The organism is Ruminiclostridium herbifermentans (assembly GCF_005473905.2).
Classification (GTDB): domain Bacteria; phylum Bacillota; class Clostridia; order Acetivibrionales; family DSM-1351; genus Ruminiclostridium; species Ruminiclostridium herbifermentans.
The window spans coordinates 2,346,502-2,365,473 of record NZ_CP061336.1 but is presented as its reverse complement, the minus strand read 5'-3'; the positions used below and the strand labels follow the sequence as shown (position 1 = coordinate 2,365,473).

14 protein-coding genes are annotated in these 18,972 nt (G+C 32.5%); 2 read left to right on the top strand and 12 right to left on the bottom strand.

Annotated features, from left to right (window positions below; all coding sequences use genetic code 11):
• Positions 1-14: 14 nt before the first annotated feature.
• Positions 15-512, bottom strand: coding sequence for a hypothetical protein (locus EHE19_RS09750; protein ID WP_244648370.1), 498 nt, complete (start codon positions 510-512; stop codon positions 15-17).
• 226 nt (positions 513-738) lie between these two features.
• On the opposite strand from EHE19_RS09750, the gene EHE19_RS09745 reads away from it, so the two are divergent.
• Together EHE19_RS09745 and EHE19_RS09740 are read left to right on the top strand one after the other, a co-directional pair.
• Positions 739-1,317 carry a cupin domain-containing protein gene (locus EHE19_RS09745; RefSeq protein ID WP_425314310.1) on the top strand — a complete coding sequence of 193 codons (579 nt, stop codon included), beginning with the start codon at positions 739-741 and terminating at the stop codon, positions 1,315-1,317.
• Between the two features lie 1,130 nt (positions 1,318-2,447).
• Positions 2,448-4,205, top strand: coding sequence for a glycosyl hydrolase (locus EHE19_RS09740; protein ID WP_137696122.1), 1,758 nt, complete (start codon positions 2,448-2,450; stop codon positions 4,203-4,205).
• Positions 4,206-5,008: 803 nt separating this feature from the next.
• Here EHE19_RS09740 and EHE19_RS09735 read toward each other — a convergent pair.
• The 11 genes from EHE19_RS09735 to EHE19_RS09685 all read right to left on the bottom strand — a co-directional run bounded on the left by EHE19_RS09735 (position 5,009) and on the right by EHE19_RS09685 (position 18,330).
• Positions 5,009-5,497, bottom strand: a complete 489-nt coding sequence (locus tag EHE19_RS09735) for a DUF6803 family protein (RefSeq protein WP_137696652.1) — start codon at positions 5,495-5,497, stop codon at positions 5,009-5,011.
• A gap of 558 nt (positions 5,498-6,055) precedes the next feature.
• Positions 6,056-7,444 carry a sensor histidine kinase gene (locus EHE19_RS09730; RefSeq protein ID WP_137696123.1) on the bottom strand — a complete coding sequence of 463 codons (1,389 nt, stop codon included), beginning with the start codon at positions 7,442-7,444 and terminating at the stop codon, positions 6,056-6,058.
• 92 nt (positions 7,445-7,536) lie between these two features.
• Positions 7,537-8,238: a response regulator transcription factor gene (locus EHE19_RS09725; RefSeq protein ID WP_137696124.1), complete on the bottom strand. Its 702-nt coding sequence runs from the start codon at positions 8,236-8,238 to the stop codon at positions 7,537-7,539.
• 293 nt (positions 8,239-8,531) lie between these two features.
• On the bottom strand, positions 8,532-8,744 hold the full coding sequence (copZ, locus tag EHE19_RS09720; RefSeq protein ID WP_137696125.1) for a copper chaperone CopZ: 213 nt from the start codon (positions 8,742-8,744) through the stop codon (positions 8,532-8,534).
• Between the two features lie 183 nt (positions 8,745-8,927).
• Positions 8,928-11,411 (bottom strand): heavy metal translocating P-type ATPase, encoded by a 2,484-nt coding sequence (locus EHE19_RS09715; RefSeq protein WP_137696126.1) that lies wholly within the window; start codon positions 11,409-11,411, stop codon positions 8,928-8,930.
• A gap of 49 nt (positions 11,412-11,460) precedes the next feature.
• Positions 11,461-12,927: an urease accessory protein UreH domain-containing protein gene (locus EHE19_RS09710; RefSeq protein WP_171003485.1), complete on the bottom strand. Its 1,467-nt coding sequence runs from the start codon at positions 12,925-12,927 to the stop codon at positions 11,461-11,463.
• Positions 12,928-13,619: 692 nt separating this feature from the next.
• Positions 13,620-14,156, bottom strand: coding sequence for a DUF2318 domain-containing protein (locus EHE19_RS09705; RefSeq protein ID WP_244648368.1), 537 nt, complete (start codon positions 14,154-14,156; stop codon positions 13,620-13,622).
• 133 nt (positions 14,157-14,289) lie between these two features.
• Positions 14,290-14,949, bottom strand: a complete 660-nt coding sequence (locus EHE19_RS09700) for a methionine ABC transporter permease (RefSeq protein ID WP_137696127.1) — start codon at positions 14,947-14,949, stop codon at positions 14,290-14,292.
• Between the two features lie 159 nt (positions 14,950-15,108).
• Positions 15,109-16,119: a methionine ABC transporter ATP-binding protein gene (locus EHE19_RS09695; protein ID WP_137696128.1), complete on the bottom strand. Its 1,011-nt coding sequence runs from the start codon at positions 16,117-16,119 to the stop codon at positions 15,109-15,111.
• Positions 16,120-16,308: 189 nt separating this feature from the next.
• A complete protein-coding gene (locus tag EHE19_RS09690; protein WP_137696129.1) occupies positions 16,309-17,205 on the bottom strand; it encodes a MetQ/NlpA family ABC transporter substrate-binding protein in 897 nt (298 codons plus the stop codon).
• A 246-nt stretch (positions 17,206-17,451) separates the two neighbouring features.
• A complete protein-coding gene (locus EHE19_RS09685; protein WP_137696130.1) occupies positions 17,452-18,330 on the bottom strand; it encodes a thiamine pyrophosphate-dependent enzyme in 879 nt (292 codons plus the stop codon).
• Positions 18,331-18,972 lie beyond the last annotated feature (642 nt).

Sequence of the window (18,972 nt, the reverse complement as noted above, 5' to 3'; positions counted from 1 at the left end):
AGCTTGTAATAATCTCATTTTGCATTTTGATATGTTACATAAATATGACCTATTCCAAAAATAATAGCACTTAAAACTAATAAATAATGTCTTAATGTGATACCACTTAATAAAAATATTGCCGTTGGAATAATTGCAAGTGCTATACTCTTCCATAAAACCATCTTTTTAAAATACAGACACCAAAAAATCCAGTAGATTATAATCAAGATTGTGTTCCCAATAAAATAAACAATAAATGCCTCCACTGATGAAAATCCGAATTCAGCCAAACCAATATTAAATACACTAAAAAAAATTGTTAAGTATCTACCAACTTGCTCTATGATATTCATTGGTTTATTCTTACATTTATTTGGTAAACCATGAAATTTTACTGCATAAATAATGTTTGGTATCAATATTAATATTACAATAATTAAACCAAATATATTTATCCAGCTTAAGCCAATCTTATCTGAAATAAATATAGAGGTTGGACCATCTGCCCCGCCAATTACACTAACATTCATACTATTTCTTCCCCTTCTTTATTTTTTAAATTTGAAATTGAGTTTCTAATAATTAGTAGTTTAATATGTAATATAATTAGTAGTTTAATATGTAATATAATTAGTTGTTTATAGTAAATTCAAACACTAATATTATTTACTTGCTAAACACATCTAGTTCACATAACACATATAATATAATATCAAATATTGAAAGGAATGAAAACAATTGTATAAAAAACCGTATATGCCTCCCTACCCTTATAATAATAACTATAATTCAATGAATTATTCCGATAACAGTAATGAATACCAGAGTACTTATTCAGCATATAATCCTATGGCACAGCAAAATAATGCTCAAGAAAATCAACCATCTAACTGGCAAAATAAAGGTAACTCTGCAAACTTTAAGGATTATGGACCACAGCCCTTTGTAGTTAACATAGAAGCAGTTACTGAGCAAAACAATACTTTTCGTACTGCATTATGGACAGGAGAACATTTACAGCTTACATTAATGAGCATTAATGTTGGTGAAGACATTGGTCTAGAAATGCATCCTAAAACCGATCAGTTCATACGTATTGAAGAAGGTCAAGGCCTTGTTATTATGGGAGATAATCAAAATACACCTAATTTTCAGGCAAATGTACGAGATAATTCTGCAATTATAATACCTGCTGGTAAATGGCACAATGTAATAAATACAGGCAGAAGACCACTTAAGCTTTACTCAATCTATGCTCCCCCACAACATCCTTTTGGTACAGTTCATGCAACAAAAGCAATTGCTGAAGCTGCAGAAGAAGGTCATGGCCACTAACTATAATAAAATAAGAAATCAATATACATTCAAAAATGCGTTCAAAGTAAAAAGCAGAAGCAATCAAATAAGTTACACAACTTTACATTGATAATGATTAAATGATAAGCATAAATACCTACAAATAATTTTGTAAAATTGAATAAGTTAAATGAAAATAATAAAATCCAGTATGGCTGTGTTCAAACTGGATTTTATTATAGCTAAATAAGAACATTTCATTTTGGTGAGTTTTCTCTTAAAGTTACTAATCATTTTAGGTTGCCAATAATAAATATTGTAATATTATTATTGTGCACAATAACATTACCTTTAGATAAAATAAATTTATATGTAATATTACGTACAAATTGATATTTTTCTAATAATATGTTATAATTTGACTAAATATGAGGAATTATACCGATAAAAGAGTCAATAATAATTTCGTTAAATACAATCTGCTTCTTACTGTATATTGACTCCGTCAACACTGACTTGTTAAATACAGAATACTTCGTACTGTTTATTAACTCTGTCAAAATTGACTTTGTTAAATACAGTCTGTTTTGCACTGTATATTGACTCCGTCAACACTGACTTGTTAAATACAGAATACTTCGTACTGTTTATTAACTCTGTCAAAATTGACTTTGTAAAATACAATCTGCTTTGCACTGTATATTAACTCTGTCAAAATTGACTTTGTTAAATACAGTCTGATTCTTACTGTATATGGCTCTGTCAATACTGACTATGTTAAATACAGTATGTTTCGAATTGTATATTGACTCTGTCAATGCTTACTTTGTTTAATACAATATGCGAAGACTTTCAGTATCCGCTTTGGTTTTAAACACTAAAAACAACTTGCTGCACAGCATTATTTCAAATTTCAATTTTGTATTAAACAAAAGCGCCAAACTGTAATTATATTTGCAAATTACTATCAACTAATACATTATAGCTACTGAGAAAAGCACTCACTCAATATAATCCAACTGTTACAGATGAACTTGGCATATATTGCGGCTTTGATAATCAGTTTGTGTTAACTTAATAGCATGACGTTATTACGTGTTGACTTTTTGACAGGATAGTTTCTTATTTATTTATTGATGGGGGAAATTTTATTAAAAGGGGTGTTTTTTATGAAGAAAATTTATAGCAGAGCTATCTCTATGCTTGCAGCCATCGCAATGGTCTGTACTGTTATTACAACAATTTCTGTACCAGTACAAGCTGAAAGTTCACTGCCATTGACTGTTGAAGCTGAAGCTTGTACTCTCGGAAGTGGTGTTACTGTTGCTACTGATGTCTATGGAACAAAATATCCTGGATATTCTGGTGCTGGGTTTGCTTGGGTTACAAATGCAGGACCAATAACATTAAAGGTTAATGTTCCTGAAAACGCTATGTATGAACTTAAAACAAGATGTTGGATGTATTTAGGTGCAATAGATGAAACAAGACTTCAGTCAGTTAGTGTAAATGGTAAAAAAATTGGAGATTTCTACATCCCAAACAAGGGTCAATGGATTGATTACAGCTTTGGTTTCTTTTATCTTGAAAAAGGTACTGCGACAATTGAAATCGGTTCCTCAGGCAGTTGGGGTTATATAATATACGATACAATAACATTTGACTATGCAGATATGCCAGATCTTAATATTGAACCTACACTATGCGATCCAAAAGCAACTGCTGAAACAAAATCTCTTATGAAATATCTTACCAGTGTTTATGGGAAAAGTGTGATTTCTGGTCAGCAGGAAATTTACGGCAGTGGACATGACGGTAATTATGAATATGAATTTGACTACATATATAACAAAACAGGCAAATATCCAGCAATAAGGGGCTTTGATTTTATGAACTATAATCCTCTCTATGGCTGGGAAGATGGTACAACCGATCGTATTATTGAATGGGTTAAGGAACGTGGCGGTATTGCAACAGCATGCTGGCATATCAATATACCGCAGGATTTTACAAGCTATAAGCTTGGTGAAGCAGTGGATTGGCAAAAATGTACTTATAAGCCAACTTCCAGCTTTAAAACTGCTAATTGTCTCGATTCATCAACCAAAGAATACGCTTATCTAATGGCTGCAATTGATGACCTTGCTGAGCAGCTGCTCATTCTTCAAGAAGCTAATGTTCCAGTAATATTACGTCCTTTCCATGAAGCAGAAGGCTACAACAATATAGATGGTTCTGGTGCTTGGTTCTGGTGGGGATCATCAGGTGCAGAAGCTTTTAAAGGTTTATGGAAGCTGCTTTACAATACTCTAACTGAAAAATATGGACTCCATAATCTTATTTGGGAAGTAAACCTATATACATATGCTAATTCTCTGCAATGGTATCCAGGAGATAACTACGTAGATATAGTTGCATATGACAAGTATGAAGGTTCTCCTACTAATTGGGGTACAAGTGCTGCAACAAGTTTATTCCTTTCACTTGTAAATTATACTAACGACACAAAAATGGTTGCAATGTCTGAAAACGATGTTATTCCAGACATTAAAAATATAATTAATGAAGGTGCTTGGTGGTTGTATTTCTGTCCATGGTATAGTGAATACCTCATTGACAGAAATGATCCTGTACTCCTAAAAACCATTTACAACAGTGATAAAGTAATTACTTTGGATGAACTTCCAGAAGATCTTTATAATTTTGTTGTTCCATCAACTAGATTAATAGGTGATGTTAACTTAGACGGAAACTTTGATGCTATAGATTTTGGTCTATTAAAATCCTATTTATTAGGTGTTAACACAGTATCAATTGATTTAACTAATGCAGATGTGGATGGTTCTGGAAATATAGATGCTCTTGATTTTGCTTTAATGAAGCAGAAGCTGCTTGGCATAATTGATAAATTCCCAGCAGATAAATAGTTTATAATAAATATAATACGCTGCGCATCAGTATTTAATATAAGCTGTTGCGCAGCGTATTTTTTACTAAGAAAAATTTATTGTACTGATAATGCAACTAAATCAATTAAGTGCCTGAATACTTAAATAGTACTCCGTGTATTTTAATTATGGCTCGCTAGCGAAATTTACGTTAAAATGAAATATTTATATCGCTGGCTTGTGGTACTCCCGTACAAACTTAATTAAATGAACTTAATTAAATGAATTACTCACAAAATATTTGTTGTATTTTTTTTGTTCATCTTAGTTAATTTTACCGCCTTACTACATTCAACCTCCATGCTTCATTGGCGCAGGGCTTTTGCAAAACAGCATTTTCTGTATACCGATATCTTTTTTCAAAAATAGTACGCGAGTGTAATATATATCTAATTGCGAAGTTCGGTTAGAAATTGATGCTAGAAAAATAATAGGTGAAGAACAACTATTGTAGCCGACACAGTTACAGGATGTAGCTATGAGTATTAACCCGAGACAGGATGCCTTGTTAATACGGCCAGCGGAAGTACTGGTACTGCACCGCAATTAATTCAGCGTCAATTTCTTGACAAGCAATAGATATATTTTGCGCGGGAGTACTATTTAAGCAATTTACTGTTGATATATTATTTTATGTTTTGCAACAGTTCCTGATAAAATCAACTATTTTTACCTATAAATTCAAACATATACCTTTAACAAAGTATCTAAGTTTGTACGAGAGCACCAGTAACCCAATACTATCCTGTAAGGTTCAAAATAAATTAGCGCAACGAGGTAATTTACATACCTCCCATTCCCTCCATCGTAAATAAATCAGGGCTTAACATTCCAAATATCATTGCCACATGTGCAACTACCAAAAATATTCCTACAAGGATAGCATGTAGTTTTAGCTGACTAACTTCATCTCTATTTCTTCCAATTGCTCCTATCTCAAGTAAAAACATACCGACGAAAGGAATTACTCCTAAAAGATAGAATACAACAGCAATCACATCTACAGGTCCCCTCCATCCACCTGTTAATGTAAGAGGTATTACAGTAGTAAATAAAAGATATATGAAAATTCCAAGAAAATAGAGTCCTGCGAAAATACCTACAACTTTGCTTACCTTTTTTGCCATACTATTTAGATTCCTTGTGAAAAGTATTATCAATTCAGAAATTGCTAATGTTTCTGCACAGATAACCGGTATTGCCATAAAAATAAGCAGATTCCATGGTTGATTTACTGCAAGCAACTCCATATAGTGAGTCATTGTACTCATGTTCATATTTAAAGCTCCCTTCCATTATTGGTTTGTATATTGGTTTGTAATAAGCAAGTTTTTTACAAAGCAATTTTACAAAATACTTATGTAGAATTTATGAAGATTAATTGAAGCCAAGTAAAAATTTTCCCTTAATAAGTCATTATTAAATTAGCAAATATAGAGATAAATAGAGAAAAATATAAAGAATGTATTTAAAGAAATTACTATGTACATTTTTTATAGAATTGCAATTCTTTATTAATCAATTAATGACGTCATTACATCACATTGTTATATAGTAATTTTATGACTAATCTTAATAATACATATTGTCATTACATCATGTTGTGATGCTTTAATATTCTACAGAAGTAAACTCAACCCCTTTTTTACTTGACGATGGAAACGATGATGAATAAAAGCGATCCTACCTGTTGAAACAATTTGATAAATCCAATATGTCTGTTAAAAACATAAACTAAAGCAAGACACTTAATCTATTAATTTTATAGAGTGCCTTGCTCGATTTTTATCTATTCATTCATAAATTAAAATACATTATCATGTATAAAATTATTTTTTTGGTAAGGATACAATAAATTCTGTTCCTGATTCAATTTTACTAATAACTTCAATTTTCCCTTTGTGGGCTTCAACAATAGCTTTGGCTATAGTTAAGCCAATACCTGAACCACCTGACATTCTATTTCTAGATTTGTCTGCCCTATAGAATCTCTCAAAGATGTATGGAAGATCTTCTTCTGAAATACCCGTTCCATTATCCTTAACCGATATTTGCGTTATATTCTCATCTCCTTTTATTATTACCTCCACATTACCTCCTTCATGAGTATATTTTAAAGCATTAGCTAGTAAATTTATTATAACTTGACAAAGCTTATCCTTATCGGCATTAATGTACTCATCTTCTGCAATTAATTCTATATTAATTCCTTTGTTAGCATATTCACTTTCAAAGTTATTAATAATATGTTGTACTGTTTCTGTAATATTAAAATTTGATTTATCTAGTATTAGATTTTCACTCTCATACTTCGCTAACCTTTCTAGATCACCCACCATATTGTTGATCCTGACAATTTCATCATGACAACTAACTAGTCTGTCTCTTTCAGGCTTCCAAATGCCATCAATCATAGCTTCTAAATGACCTTGAAGTGTGGCAAGAGGTGTTCTTAGTTCGTGTGCCACATCACCAGTCAGCCTTTTTCTAAGATTTTCTTGCCTTTCAAGTGCATCAGCAAGATTGTTTATAGTGTCAGTCAACTGATTTATTTCACTGGTACTTGATTTTTCTAAAATTCTGTCTGAATAGCAGCCTTTTGAAATATTCTTTGCTGTAGTAATAACTCTTGATATCGGTGAACTTAATCTTTTCGCCATTATAGTTCCTATGATAAGAGCAAACAATAAAGAAACAATACCAACGCTTATCAACATTTTATTTAAGGTGTTTATAAATGCCAAATCATTATCACTTAAGTAAAACGGACCATAAGACCCAATTTCAACTACTCCCACTTTTTCTGAATTATTATAAATAAAGTAGGGCTTTTCTACATATTCACCCTTCATATCAGGATAATGACTGCTCATATTCTGAGACATATGTTCAATAATACGTTGACACATCCCATTATTATGAACTTTTGCATCCCAGATTATTTTTCCAGATATATCAGAAATCTTTATTATTATCCCATTTTCTAATGCGCTTACTCCAATGGATTCTAACATATCAGTATTCCACTTTCCAAAATTCTGATATTGTTTACTTAGAGCTGATATAATTTCTTTATTCTTCTGCTCTTGATTTTTCTGAACATATTCAGTAAATTGTTTATCAAAAAAAATATTTGAAAGTATACTAATCAAAAATACACTAATTAATGCAACAAAAATATAGGATAATGATAGCTTTGCTTTTAAGCTATATTTCATAATAATGTCCATGCCTTATTATTTTGAAAATCATTATATAAGCCTATTGGCATGAACGTACCCTCCTTTTGACAATACTAGTTATGCAAACCTCACTCTCCACCAAATCTATAGCCCACACCATGAACAGTTAATATGTATTTTGGATTCTTTGGGTCAGTTTCAATTTTTTGTCTTAAGTTTTTGATATGCGTATCAACTGTTCTGTCATAACCATCAAAATCCTCTCCCAATGCCATGCTAATCAACTCTTCTCGAGTAAAGGTTTTTTTTGGGTATTTAATCATAGTTATAAGAATTTTATATTCATTTGGTGTTAGGCTTACGCTGTTATTATTCTTCTTTACTTCATAATTAAGATTATCAATAACTAAATCATTTTCATTAAAGGCTATGGTGTTAGTTAGCAGAACAGGCTCATCAGTAACTCTTCTAAGTATAGCATTAACCCTTGCAACTAGCTGCCTTGGGCTAAAAGGCTTTGTTATGTAGTCATCTGCACCTATATCAAGCCCTTTTAAAATATCCTCTTCGTCTACTTTAGCAGTTAACATTATTATTGGTACTCTAGACTGCTTTCTGATATGCCTGCAGATATCTTCTCCAGTCATATCAGGAAGCATTAAATCCAAGATAACAAGATTGGGCTTATATTTTTCAAAAATGTCAATAGCCTGCTTTCCACTATAAGCTTCATATACATCATAACCACTGTGATTGAGATATGATTTTACTACCTCAACTATCTTTTGTTCATCATCCACTACAAGTATTTTTTTAACACTAGTAATCATTCAATTTTCAGCTCCAAACTGATTCTACGGCTTCCTTTTTCAATTCAGACTTTTACAGTATCTTTATTAATCAAATATATCCCAACAAATTTCTAGAAGTGACAGTATTATAAAAATAGCAACTATAGATTCATTGGATTCTTTCAGTTCTAAACAGATAAGTTTTCAATGCTTCAATATACTGCCACTATTTTTACTTAATTTACTTAATTAATTCAACTTTCCAGTTAAAAAGTCGTAGGTATTAAACTCCAATGGAAAGTTGGATTAATTAATACTAAAAAATATCTTTCTTAAACAACGTCATAGCCTTGGTCTTCAATAGTTTCCTTTATGATGTCCAAACTTACTATTTCAGAATCAAATTCAATTGAAACTTTTTTGGCTTGTAAATCTACTGTTACATTAGATACACCATTTAATGCACCAACAGCCTTTTTTACACTGTTTTCGCAGTGACTGCAGGACATTCCATCAACATTTAAAGTTTTTAATTCTTTTGACATAATGATTTCCTCCTTATATGTTACTATTCAGTATTTATCAATATAATATACAGCATAACTTCACAAACTTTTAAGCTAGAAGGTTTCAAACTTATTTGAATGAAAAGTTCCATAATATAAGTCTATTTTACTAATATAAATTATAGTTAATATTAAAAAGCCTGAATAGTACTCCTTAACTATTTATTTTTTACTATATTGCCATTCTTGTTTTGCAAATTCTTCCATACTTTTAAACCTGCCAGGAACCTCTGTTGGATTATACCCTTTTAAACTCAAGGAATTTGAAACAACTGAAACTGAACTAAAGGCCATTGCTCCTCCTGCAATCATTGGATTCAAAAGACCAAAGGCTGCAAAAGGTATTCCAATTATATTATAAAAGAATGCCCAGAATAGGTTTTGTTTAATCTTTCGCATTGTTTTCCTTGACAAACGGATTGCTGCTGGAATTGTTCTTAAGTCTCCCCTCATCAGAGTAATGTCTGCTGCCTCTATAGCAACATCAGTTCCTGTACCCATTGCCATTCCAATATTTGAAGTAGCCAGAGCAGGAGCGTCATTTATTCCGTCACCCACCATTGCGACAATACTCCCACTAGCCATTAATTTTTCCACTTCTTCAGCTTTATTTTCTGGAAGTACCTCTGCAAGAACATTAGTTATGCCAACTTGCTTTGCGATGGCATTAGCTGTTCTCTTATTATCACCAGTAATCATATAAACTTCAATGCCCATTTTCTTTAGTTCTTCAATAGCTTCCTTTGAACTTTCCTTTAATGTGTCAGCAACAGCAATTATTGATTCCAAAGCATTATCTATGGCCATCAGCATAGCAGTTTTACCTTCATCTTCAAGCTTTGCAATGGCAGCTTCAACATTATCTGTTGCAATGTTTTGTTCCTTCATAAGCTTACGTGTACCAATATAAATAACCCTATTATCTACAACTGCCTTGACACCTCTGCCGGGTATTGCTTCAAATTTATCTGGATCACCTATAGCGCTAAGTTCTTTCTTGCCATGCTCATAGATAGCAACACCTAATGGATGTTCCGAACTTTTTTCAGTAATTGCTGCAAGCTTTAATATTTCGCTCTTATCAAAATTTCCTAAAACAACTATATCTGTTACCTCTGGCTGTCCTTTTGTGATTGTTCCTGTTTTGTCAAGTACAACTGTATTTAATTTATATGCAGTTTCCAGATGTTCTCCGCCTTTAATTAGTATACCATGTTCTGCTCCCTTGCCCGTCCCAACCATTATTGCAGTTGGTGTTGCCAGTCCTAATGCACATGGACAAGCAATTACTAAAACTGCAACGCTGCTTACAATTGCTTGAGTTATATCCATTGTAGTAAGATACCATATTAGAAAAGTAAGTAATGCAATTCCTACTACTACGGGAACAAATATTCCCGAAACCTTATCGGCAATTTTTTGAATAGGTGCTTTTGATCCTTGAGCATCCTCAACCATCTTGATAATTTGAGACAATGCGGTATCCTTACCAATCTTTGTAGCCTCAAAACGGAAGGTACCCATTTTATTTATTGTTGCCCCGATAACATAATCTCCTGCTTTTTTTTCAACAGGAATACTTTCGCCTGTTAGCATTGATTCATCTATTGAGGAACTGCCAAAAGTTATTTTGCCATCTACAGGCAATTTTTCTCCTGGCCTTACTACAACTATATCTCCAAGCATAACTTCTTCAATTGGTATATCCTCTTCGATACCATTTCTTATTACTCTAGCAGTCTTAGCTTGCAATCCCATAAGCTTTTTTATTGCATCAGAGGTTTTGCCCTTTGCTACCGCCTCCAAATACTTACCCAAAAGTATTAATGTGATAATAACTGCAGAAGCTTCAAAGTAAAGACTTTTCATCATACCTTGCTGAACTTCTTCAAAAAACACATTATACAAGCTGAAAAAATAAGCTGCTGAGGTACCCATTGATATTAAGACATCCATATTGGCACTCTTTGAACGCAGCGCATAATATGCATGCTTGTAGAACCTAAAGCCTATGATAAATTGAACCGGAGTAGCAATTGCCAATTGAAAAAAAGGATTATGAAGGAAAGATAACAATGGAATATTTAGCATTGAAAATACCATTGCAAGTAATAAGGGTGCACTTAAAATTGCAGAAATAATTAGTGTAAGCTTTAAGGTCTTAATTTCCTTTTCGTTTCGTTCCTTTTCTTTGTCTTGGTCTATTTCCTCTGCTCTTTGCGCACTATATCCCAAATTCTGAATTATTGTTATGATATCATTAATTTTAATTTTAGAAATATCATACTCCACACTTGCCCGACCAGTTGCTAGATTTACATTAGCCTGTAATATGCCTTCAGTTCTATTAAGTTTTTTTTCAATCTTTGCAGAACATGCAGCACAAGACATTCCAGTAATATTCAGCTCAGCTTTACTACCCTTTGGTATATCTTCTTTTACTATACCAAAGCCTAGCTTTTCTATAATTTCATTAAATTTCTCAGGAGTTATTTTATCATCATCATATTCAATAGTTGCTTTTTCCATTGCAAAGTTAACATTTGCAAGTTTAACACCTTCAAGTTTATTAAGGCTTTTTTCTATTCTAGCTGCACATGCCGCACAGCTCATTCCCGATATCTTAATTGACTGTTTTTTATCCATCTTTATCACTTCCTAATTTCTTAATATTAGCCACAGCAAATTTATTTGCCTATAAACCATCTGCACAACAGCTGCAGCTATTGCTTAAAGTTCCTTGGATGCTAGAATAATCAGTATTTTCAAGTTCTACCTCACTAATTTTAGATATATCATCAACAACTTTAATATTACTGCTAATCATTCCCATCCAACATGTATATATATAATTCCCTGTTTTATCAGGTATAAACTCTATAACAGTTTTTCCTACCTGCAATTTTTTATTTTGAATGTTGTACTCTGGTACATTTATGCTGTTATTACAGCCATTTAGTTCTTCTTTAGTGGCGCTAATAGTCCATCTCACAGGAATCCCTTTCTGAACTATTATAGGAGAATATCTTCCCGATTCAATTTTCATAGTAACTTCCTGTACATCTCCCTTGATTTTAGCTATATTGCTTGAAGAATTTTCAGCACCAATATCAATTTTAGTATTAACTCCTGATAGAACAAATCCTCTGTTTAACATAACAATGCCGAGAATTAACACCAATACTGCACTTACTTTCATCATTCTGTGAGTAAATTTGCTGCTCAATATTGAGGTTATTGCTCCAAAACCAAACATTAGAGGAAGTGTACCAAGACTAAATAAAAACATTGAAAAAGCTCCGGCCCATATACTTCCAGTACCTAAAGCATATAACTGCATTGCCTGTAATGGTCCGCAAGGCATTAACCCATTGAGTAGTCCAATATATAAAGGACCCTTTTTATTTGAACCTTCATACAGTTTATTAGTAAATATTTTTGGCATTCTAGGATTAAGCTTTCGTAGAACTGGGAAAACATTCAACATATTTATTCCCATAATAACCATAAAAACTCCTGAAGCTATAGCTACAATACCTTTTGCAGCACCAGAAAAACTTATTACCGAACCAATTCCTCCTACAATTGCGCCAATTACTGTATATGATATAATTCTCCCTGCATTATATAATATACTAGGTTTAAGTTTACCATATTTTGTGTCATTAGCACCAATACAAAATTTAGTACAAACTGCTAAATTAATTCCCCCACACATAGCAACACAGTGAAGAGATGTAAGCAGTCCAATAACAAACAAAATGCCATAACTCATTGATTGCTCAACCTGTGGTATAAAATTAAACCCTACAGTATTCTTAATAATAATGTATAGTGCAAATATAATTACAGCTATTCCTATAAGCTGGCTAACTTCTAAACTGTTTGTGTCTTTACTTTTAGCTTCTGCTGAAATTTTACTGCTGTTATTTTCACGAGGTTTGTTTTTTACATTGTAATCTAACTTTTCTATTTCTTTTATAATTGTATTTAGATTAATTAAATTTGGGTCATAAGTCACATATACATTTGAACTGCTGTAAATAGCTTTAACATTTTCCATTCCCATAAGCTTTTTAAGAGAACTTTCTATTCTTCTCTCACAACTGGTACAGGTCATACCTTCTATTTGAATAATTTTACTAATTATCCTATTCCCCATTTTATTCCTCCTGAAAAACTACACTATTCAATTTATATGATACCAAATTGACACTATGTCGAGGTGAAATTTAACTATTGCATAAATCTAAATTCGGTTAATAAATTTTATCATGAAAATGTGAAGATTATATGGAGATGTAGTTTTATGCTAGAAAAATAAATGGGCTACTTAGTTAAAGATATTTGATTGAATTTGATTTTTCTAGAGTCTGTTTTAAAGCAAAAAATGATATATCAATACTATACTGCTTAAATAGTACTCCCGTGCAATATATATCTATTGCTAACTCACGAAATTGATGCTGAAATAATTACGTTGAATAACAAGCACTTCTGCCGACCGTATTACCAAGGCCTCCTGTCTCGGATTAATACTCACAGCTACCACCCTGTAGCTGTGTCGGCTACAATACTTGTTCTTCACCTATTATTTCTAGCATCAACTTCTAACCGAGCCTCGCAATTAGATATATATTACACTCGCGTACTATTCTTGTAAATAGACATCGGTATAAAGATAATGCTGTTTTTGCAACATCATGTATGCTGAATGTGGTAAGATGATATTATTAACTATAATGAGCATATTCAAGTTCAACAAATATCTTGCGAGTAACCTATTTAGATAATTTTTACGAGCACTAAATCAAAAAAGTGGCTAGTAACAACTAAACCACCTTATTTTTAATTTTATCTAGTTTTCCAATTTGTAAATAACTCAACATTCTGAGCCAAAAATTCCTTTGAAATTGTTATATTTGCTTCATTCTCAGTCTTATTTTCTTTCATTATCGGAACAGGATTACAGCCACCTTTAACTATTTCAACCTGGTCTGCGCTAAATCTGTTACCACAGTTCTGACATACGAGCGTATCTCCCTCTTGTACATAATATCCTCTACCAGAATCATAGCAAATCTGGCATGTATTTAATGCTGTCCTTACAGTACCATCACTAGCTTTAAGCGCAATAATTTCCATATCTGTTCCATCTATCGAATAGGGATAATACTTAGCTGTCTCACTAACTTCACTAATAGGTATTACCAAATCGCTATTATCAACTGATGCCTGACTAGCTTCATTAGTAGTTTTGCCCAAAATTCCAACAATCGCAATTATTACCACAACTGAAACTACCACAACACTAGCTATAACTACAATATTATTATTTTGTATTTTTTTTGAATTCTTTACAGCCATTTTATCCTGTTTAATTTTACTCATGTCTCCTCCATCTCCTTAAAATAATTAAGCTTATATTAACATCAATATATGAAGATTTTATGGAGATTTTATGGAGATTTTATGGAGATGTTATGAGAAAAATCTACTAAACTACATCAGCTTTATTGTATAGCTATTTTTTGGTTAATACCCTTGCAATTTTTTCACCTAAGCCTTGAATTATCTGAACCACTAAAATTAATAATGCCACAGAAGTAAACATTACATCCATCTCATAGCGGTAGTATCCAAATCTAATTGCTAAATCTCCAATACCACCACCGCCAACAGTTCCGGCCATAGCTGATAAACCAATAATACTTATTAATGTTACTGTAAAGGCCCTAACTAAACCTGGTAATGATTCAACCAAAATAACTCCCAAAATAATGTCCTTCAAGCTGCCTCCCATTGCCAAGGCTGCTTCAATCAGTCCTTTATCAACCTCCTCAAAGGCTGCTTCAGCAAGCCTTGCATAAAATGCAATTGAAGCAACTGTCAAAGGCACTGATGCTGCTTTAGGTCCAATTACAGTACCAGTAATTTTTAATGTAACCGGTACTAAAAGCACAAGAAGAATTATAAATGGTATTGATCTTATAATATTAATAATAAACCCTGCTATTGAGTTAATAATTCTGTTTTTATACAAAAGCTTATTTGAAGTTATATATAAAATTAAACCTAGAAAAAAACCTAATACACATGAAATTGACGAAGCTATTACTACCATTTGTAGAGTCTCTAATGAAGCTTTGCCTAATTCAGTAAAAATTTCTATGTAGCTTTCCATTTTTACTCACCTTCTTTGTAAAAGTTATAGATGTTAATAATGTCATATTTCTATTTTATTAAGATATAGAAGAGTCAAATGCAATTGAATAAATGCTTATAAATAACATCAAATTTTAGGGTTTAAAGAATTCTCACCATCATTCTCAAAAAATAAAGTTTATGAAATCTGTCTATATGGCACAATTTCTTCTACATTCTCAAAGATATATTGACGTGCCTTTTGACGTTCATCTTCGCTTCCTTCAATTGCAACAACCAATGTCCCAATGGGCTGTTGCTGTATATACTCAATTTTACCGTGCAAAATATTGATAGTAATATTAAACCTTTTAATAGCATTTGATATAACTGGTTCAACACTTCTTTCGCCTTTGTACACAACTGTGAGTATTTCACCCTTTGCAGCTTTAACCATCTCCGATGGCAATTTTATGTTATCTTTTGTTAGCGCACGAGTAACTTCACAAGATGGTGATGCAAAAATATTATATGTATCATTTTCTTCTATTACCCTTCCTTCACTCATTACTGCAATTCTATCAAACAATATCTTGGCTATTTCCAGTTGATGTGTTATAAAAACTATTGTAATGTGTAGTTCTTTATTAATTTTCTTTAAAAGTTCCAAAATTTCATCTGTGGTTTGAACATCTAGTGCAGAAGTAGCTTCATCACACAATAGTACCTTTGGGTTAGTTGCTAATGCTCTTGCAATACCAACACGCTGCTTCTGACCTCCACTGAGATTCGCCGGATAAACATGCTCTTTTTCTGTCAATCCTACAATTTCAAGCAACTCTTTAACTCTTGTCTTTCTATGCTCTTTAGGATACTTTTGAATTTTAAGTGCATACTCAATATTTTGACCAACCGTCTTTCTTGAAATTAAGTTGAAGTGCTGAAAAATCATTCCGATTTTTTTTCTTACTGTTCGAAGCTGTTTACCACTGATATTGGTTATATCTTCACCATCAACAAACACATGACCACTAGTAGGCTTTTGCAAGCCATTTATTGTTCTGATGAGGCTGCTTTTTCCAGCCCCACTCATACCAACGATACCAAAAATTTCTCCTTTTTTAATATGTAGTGATACATCCTTAACAGCAGTAACCTTCTTATGCTGTTTTTGCTCAAATTCTACACTAACTTTCTCAAGCCTAATCATAATAATTCTCCATTCTTATGTAGTATTCAGCGAAATAGTAATTAAAAAGTGTATGTTCTTTGCTTGATTGTATCAAACTAACAAAAAGCTGCTTGCGGCTTTTTGCAATGCGAAGAAATCCATGTATGCACTAAATGTTAACTTCGCATTTTTCAAGCTTAATCATATTTATTCTCCATTCCAGCAAAATTATTTAAACCATTCTGGGAAATCAAAATCCTTAAAAATGTTTTTGCTATCAAGAATTACTGTTCTAAATGCTTCAGATCTTACTATTTCCTCAATATCCTTAACAAACTGTGCATCCTTATCAGCTGTTCTCACTGCAATAATGTTTTTATAGGGCTCTTCAAGTTTTTCCTTTGCAACAGCATCGGCCAAGGATAAGCCTGATGAAATAGCATAGTTTCCGTTAATTATTGCAATATCAGCACTTTCTAAGGTTCTTGGCAATTGTGCTGCTTCTGCAGGGGTAAACTTCAACTTTTTAGGATTTTCTGCAATATCCTTTTCAGAAGCCTTTGTTAAGTCAATATCAGGCTTTAATGTTATTAAATTTTCTTGTACTAGGAACCTTAGAGCTCTTGCCAAATTTGGAACATCGTTCGGAAGAGTAACAACTGCTCCTTCAGGAAGTTCTGAAAGTGTCTTATGTTTTTTTGAGAAAATTCCCATACCAGCAGTTGGAATACTGATAACTCTACTTAATTCTAATTTATGTTCTTTTGCAAAATTCTCTAAGTATACAGAATGCTGAAACATATTAACATTTACTTCGCCATTTCCCAGAGCAAGATTTGGCTGAACATAATCACTAAACTCAATGAGCTTTACAGTGTATCCCTTTTTCTCTAATTCAGGTTGAATAGCCAATTTTGCCATATCACCATATGGTCCTGGCGCTACTCCAAAAACTATTTCCTTTATCTCTTTATTTTCAGCATTTTGGGAATCTGAACTTTTTGCTTGTTGTTTTGTCGAGTTTGTTGCTTCTTTATTGTCATTACTATTTCCGCAGCTTACTGCATCTAATCCTAATGCTAAAGTTAAAATGATTGCACTACTTATTCTTAATATTTTTTTCATAATTTTCTCCACCTTTCATAAATTAACTTTTTAAACCTTAGTCTTCCAAGCAAAATTTTGAGCTTTTTTATTTAGAAGAAATCAGACTTTAAATTTTAATATTTTTATAAGGCATCAGCCTTCTTCTAACTCCAAAATATTAATATTAGAATTTATAAAGCAGTAATTTCTGTATTAAAATGACTTAATCAAGAAATTGGTAAGCAGTTTACTGAAATTAAAATTCTAGTTATGGAATAGGCCTTATTAACTGCACATTCGCTCTATAAATTCTAGTTTTTGGTCTCTTTGTTTTTTAATTATTTCAATGTCTTCATCAGTTACATGCTTAAATCTTGATTGCTTTTTTAAATATTCTTTAATGCTTGTAAATTCATGTTTTTTCTGATTCAATTTATATACACCGTCTTCATATTCAGCTAAATACCATAGCCCGCATTCAATAGCTTCTCTAGCAATTGATACTGTATCGCTACTATCTATTCCCCATCCTGTTGGACAAGGTGCTGCAACATGAATATAGGATGTGCCATTTGTATTTTTGGCTTTTTCAACTTTTCTGATATAGTCAGGTATATTTCCGATACTTGCTGTTGCAGCGTATTTTATATGGTGGGCTGCAACAATTGCAAACATATCTTTCTTATTATTAATACTTCCATGTATGTAATCACCCGGAGGTGTTGTTGTCGTTCTTGCACCGTAAGGAGTCAGACTACTCTGTTGAACTCCCGTGTTCATATATGCTTCATTGTCATAGCATATATAAATTATTTTGTCGCCTCTGTCAATTGCCCCTGATAATGCTTGAAGTCCAATATCTGCAGTGCCTCCATCACCTGCAAAGCCTACTACATTACAATCCTGTATATTCAAAGCATTTGCAGATGCTCGTATACCAGAAAGCATTGCTGCCGTACTTGCAAAAGGTGATATTAATGCATTAACACCAAAGCATAGCTGTGGATATACAAAGCCTACTGCTGACATACAACCAGCAGGTAATACAACAAAAGTATTTTTCCCAAGCACCTTTAGTGCAAGTCTTACTGCTAAGCTTCCTCCACAGCCTCCACAACCCTTATGACCGTAGAAATATTCTTCTTGTTCTAATTTATTTAGCATACTAACCTCCACGTCTAAAATTGACATAAAGAAAAATGAACTTTTTGTGGAGGTACGCATCTGATTTATGACTGCATACACATTTTTTTCAAGCTAACCTCCACGCCTACTTTAAGCATAATAAACAGTGTAACTTTTGTGGAGGTACGCATCTGATTTATGACTGCATACACATTTTTTTCAAGCTAACCTCCACGCCTACTTTAAGCATATTAAACAGTGTAACTTTTGGGAGGTACGCATCTGATTTATGACTGCATACACATTATTTTCAAGCTAACCTCCACGCCTACTTTAAGCATATTAAACAGTGTAACTTTTGTGGAGGTACGCATCTAATTTATATTTGCATACACATTTTTTTAAGCTAACCTCCACGTCTAAAATTGACATAAAGAAAAATGAACTTTTTGTGGAGGTACGCATCTGATTTATGACTGCATACACATTTTTTTATAGCTAACCTCCACGCCTATTTGGTAAATAAAAATGGTAAATCCATCAATTTGCATATTAATTAAAAAGTATATATCTATTGCTTGATTGATAAAAAACTGCAAAATAGCTGCTCAAATTTTTCTGTAACACGAAGAGAACAACTATCAAAAGCTATACGAAGCATTTTGAAGTAAAAAATAACTA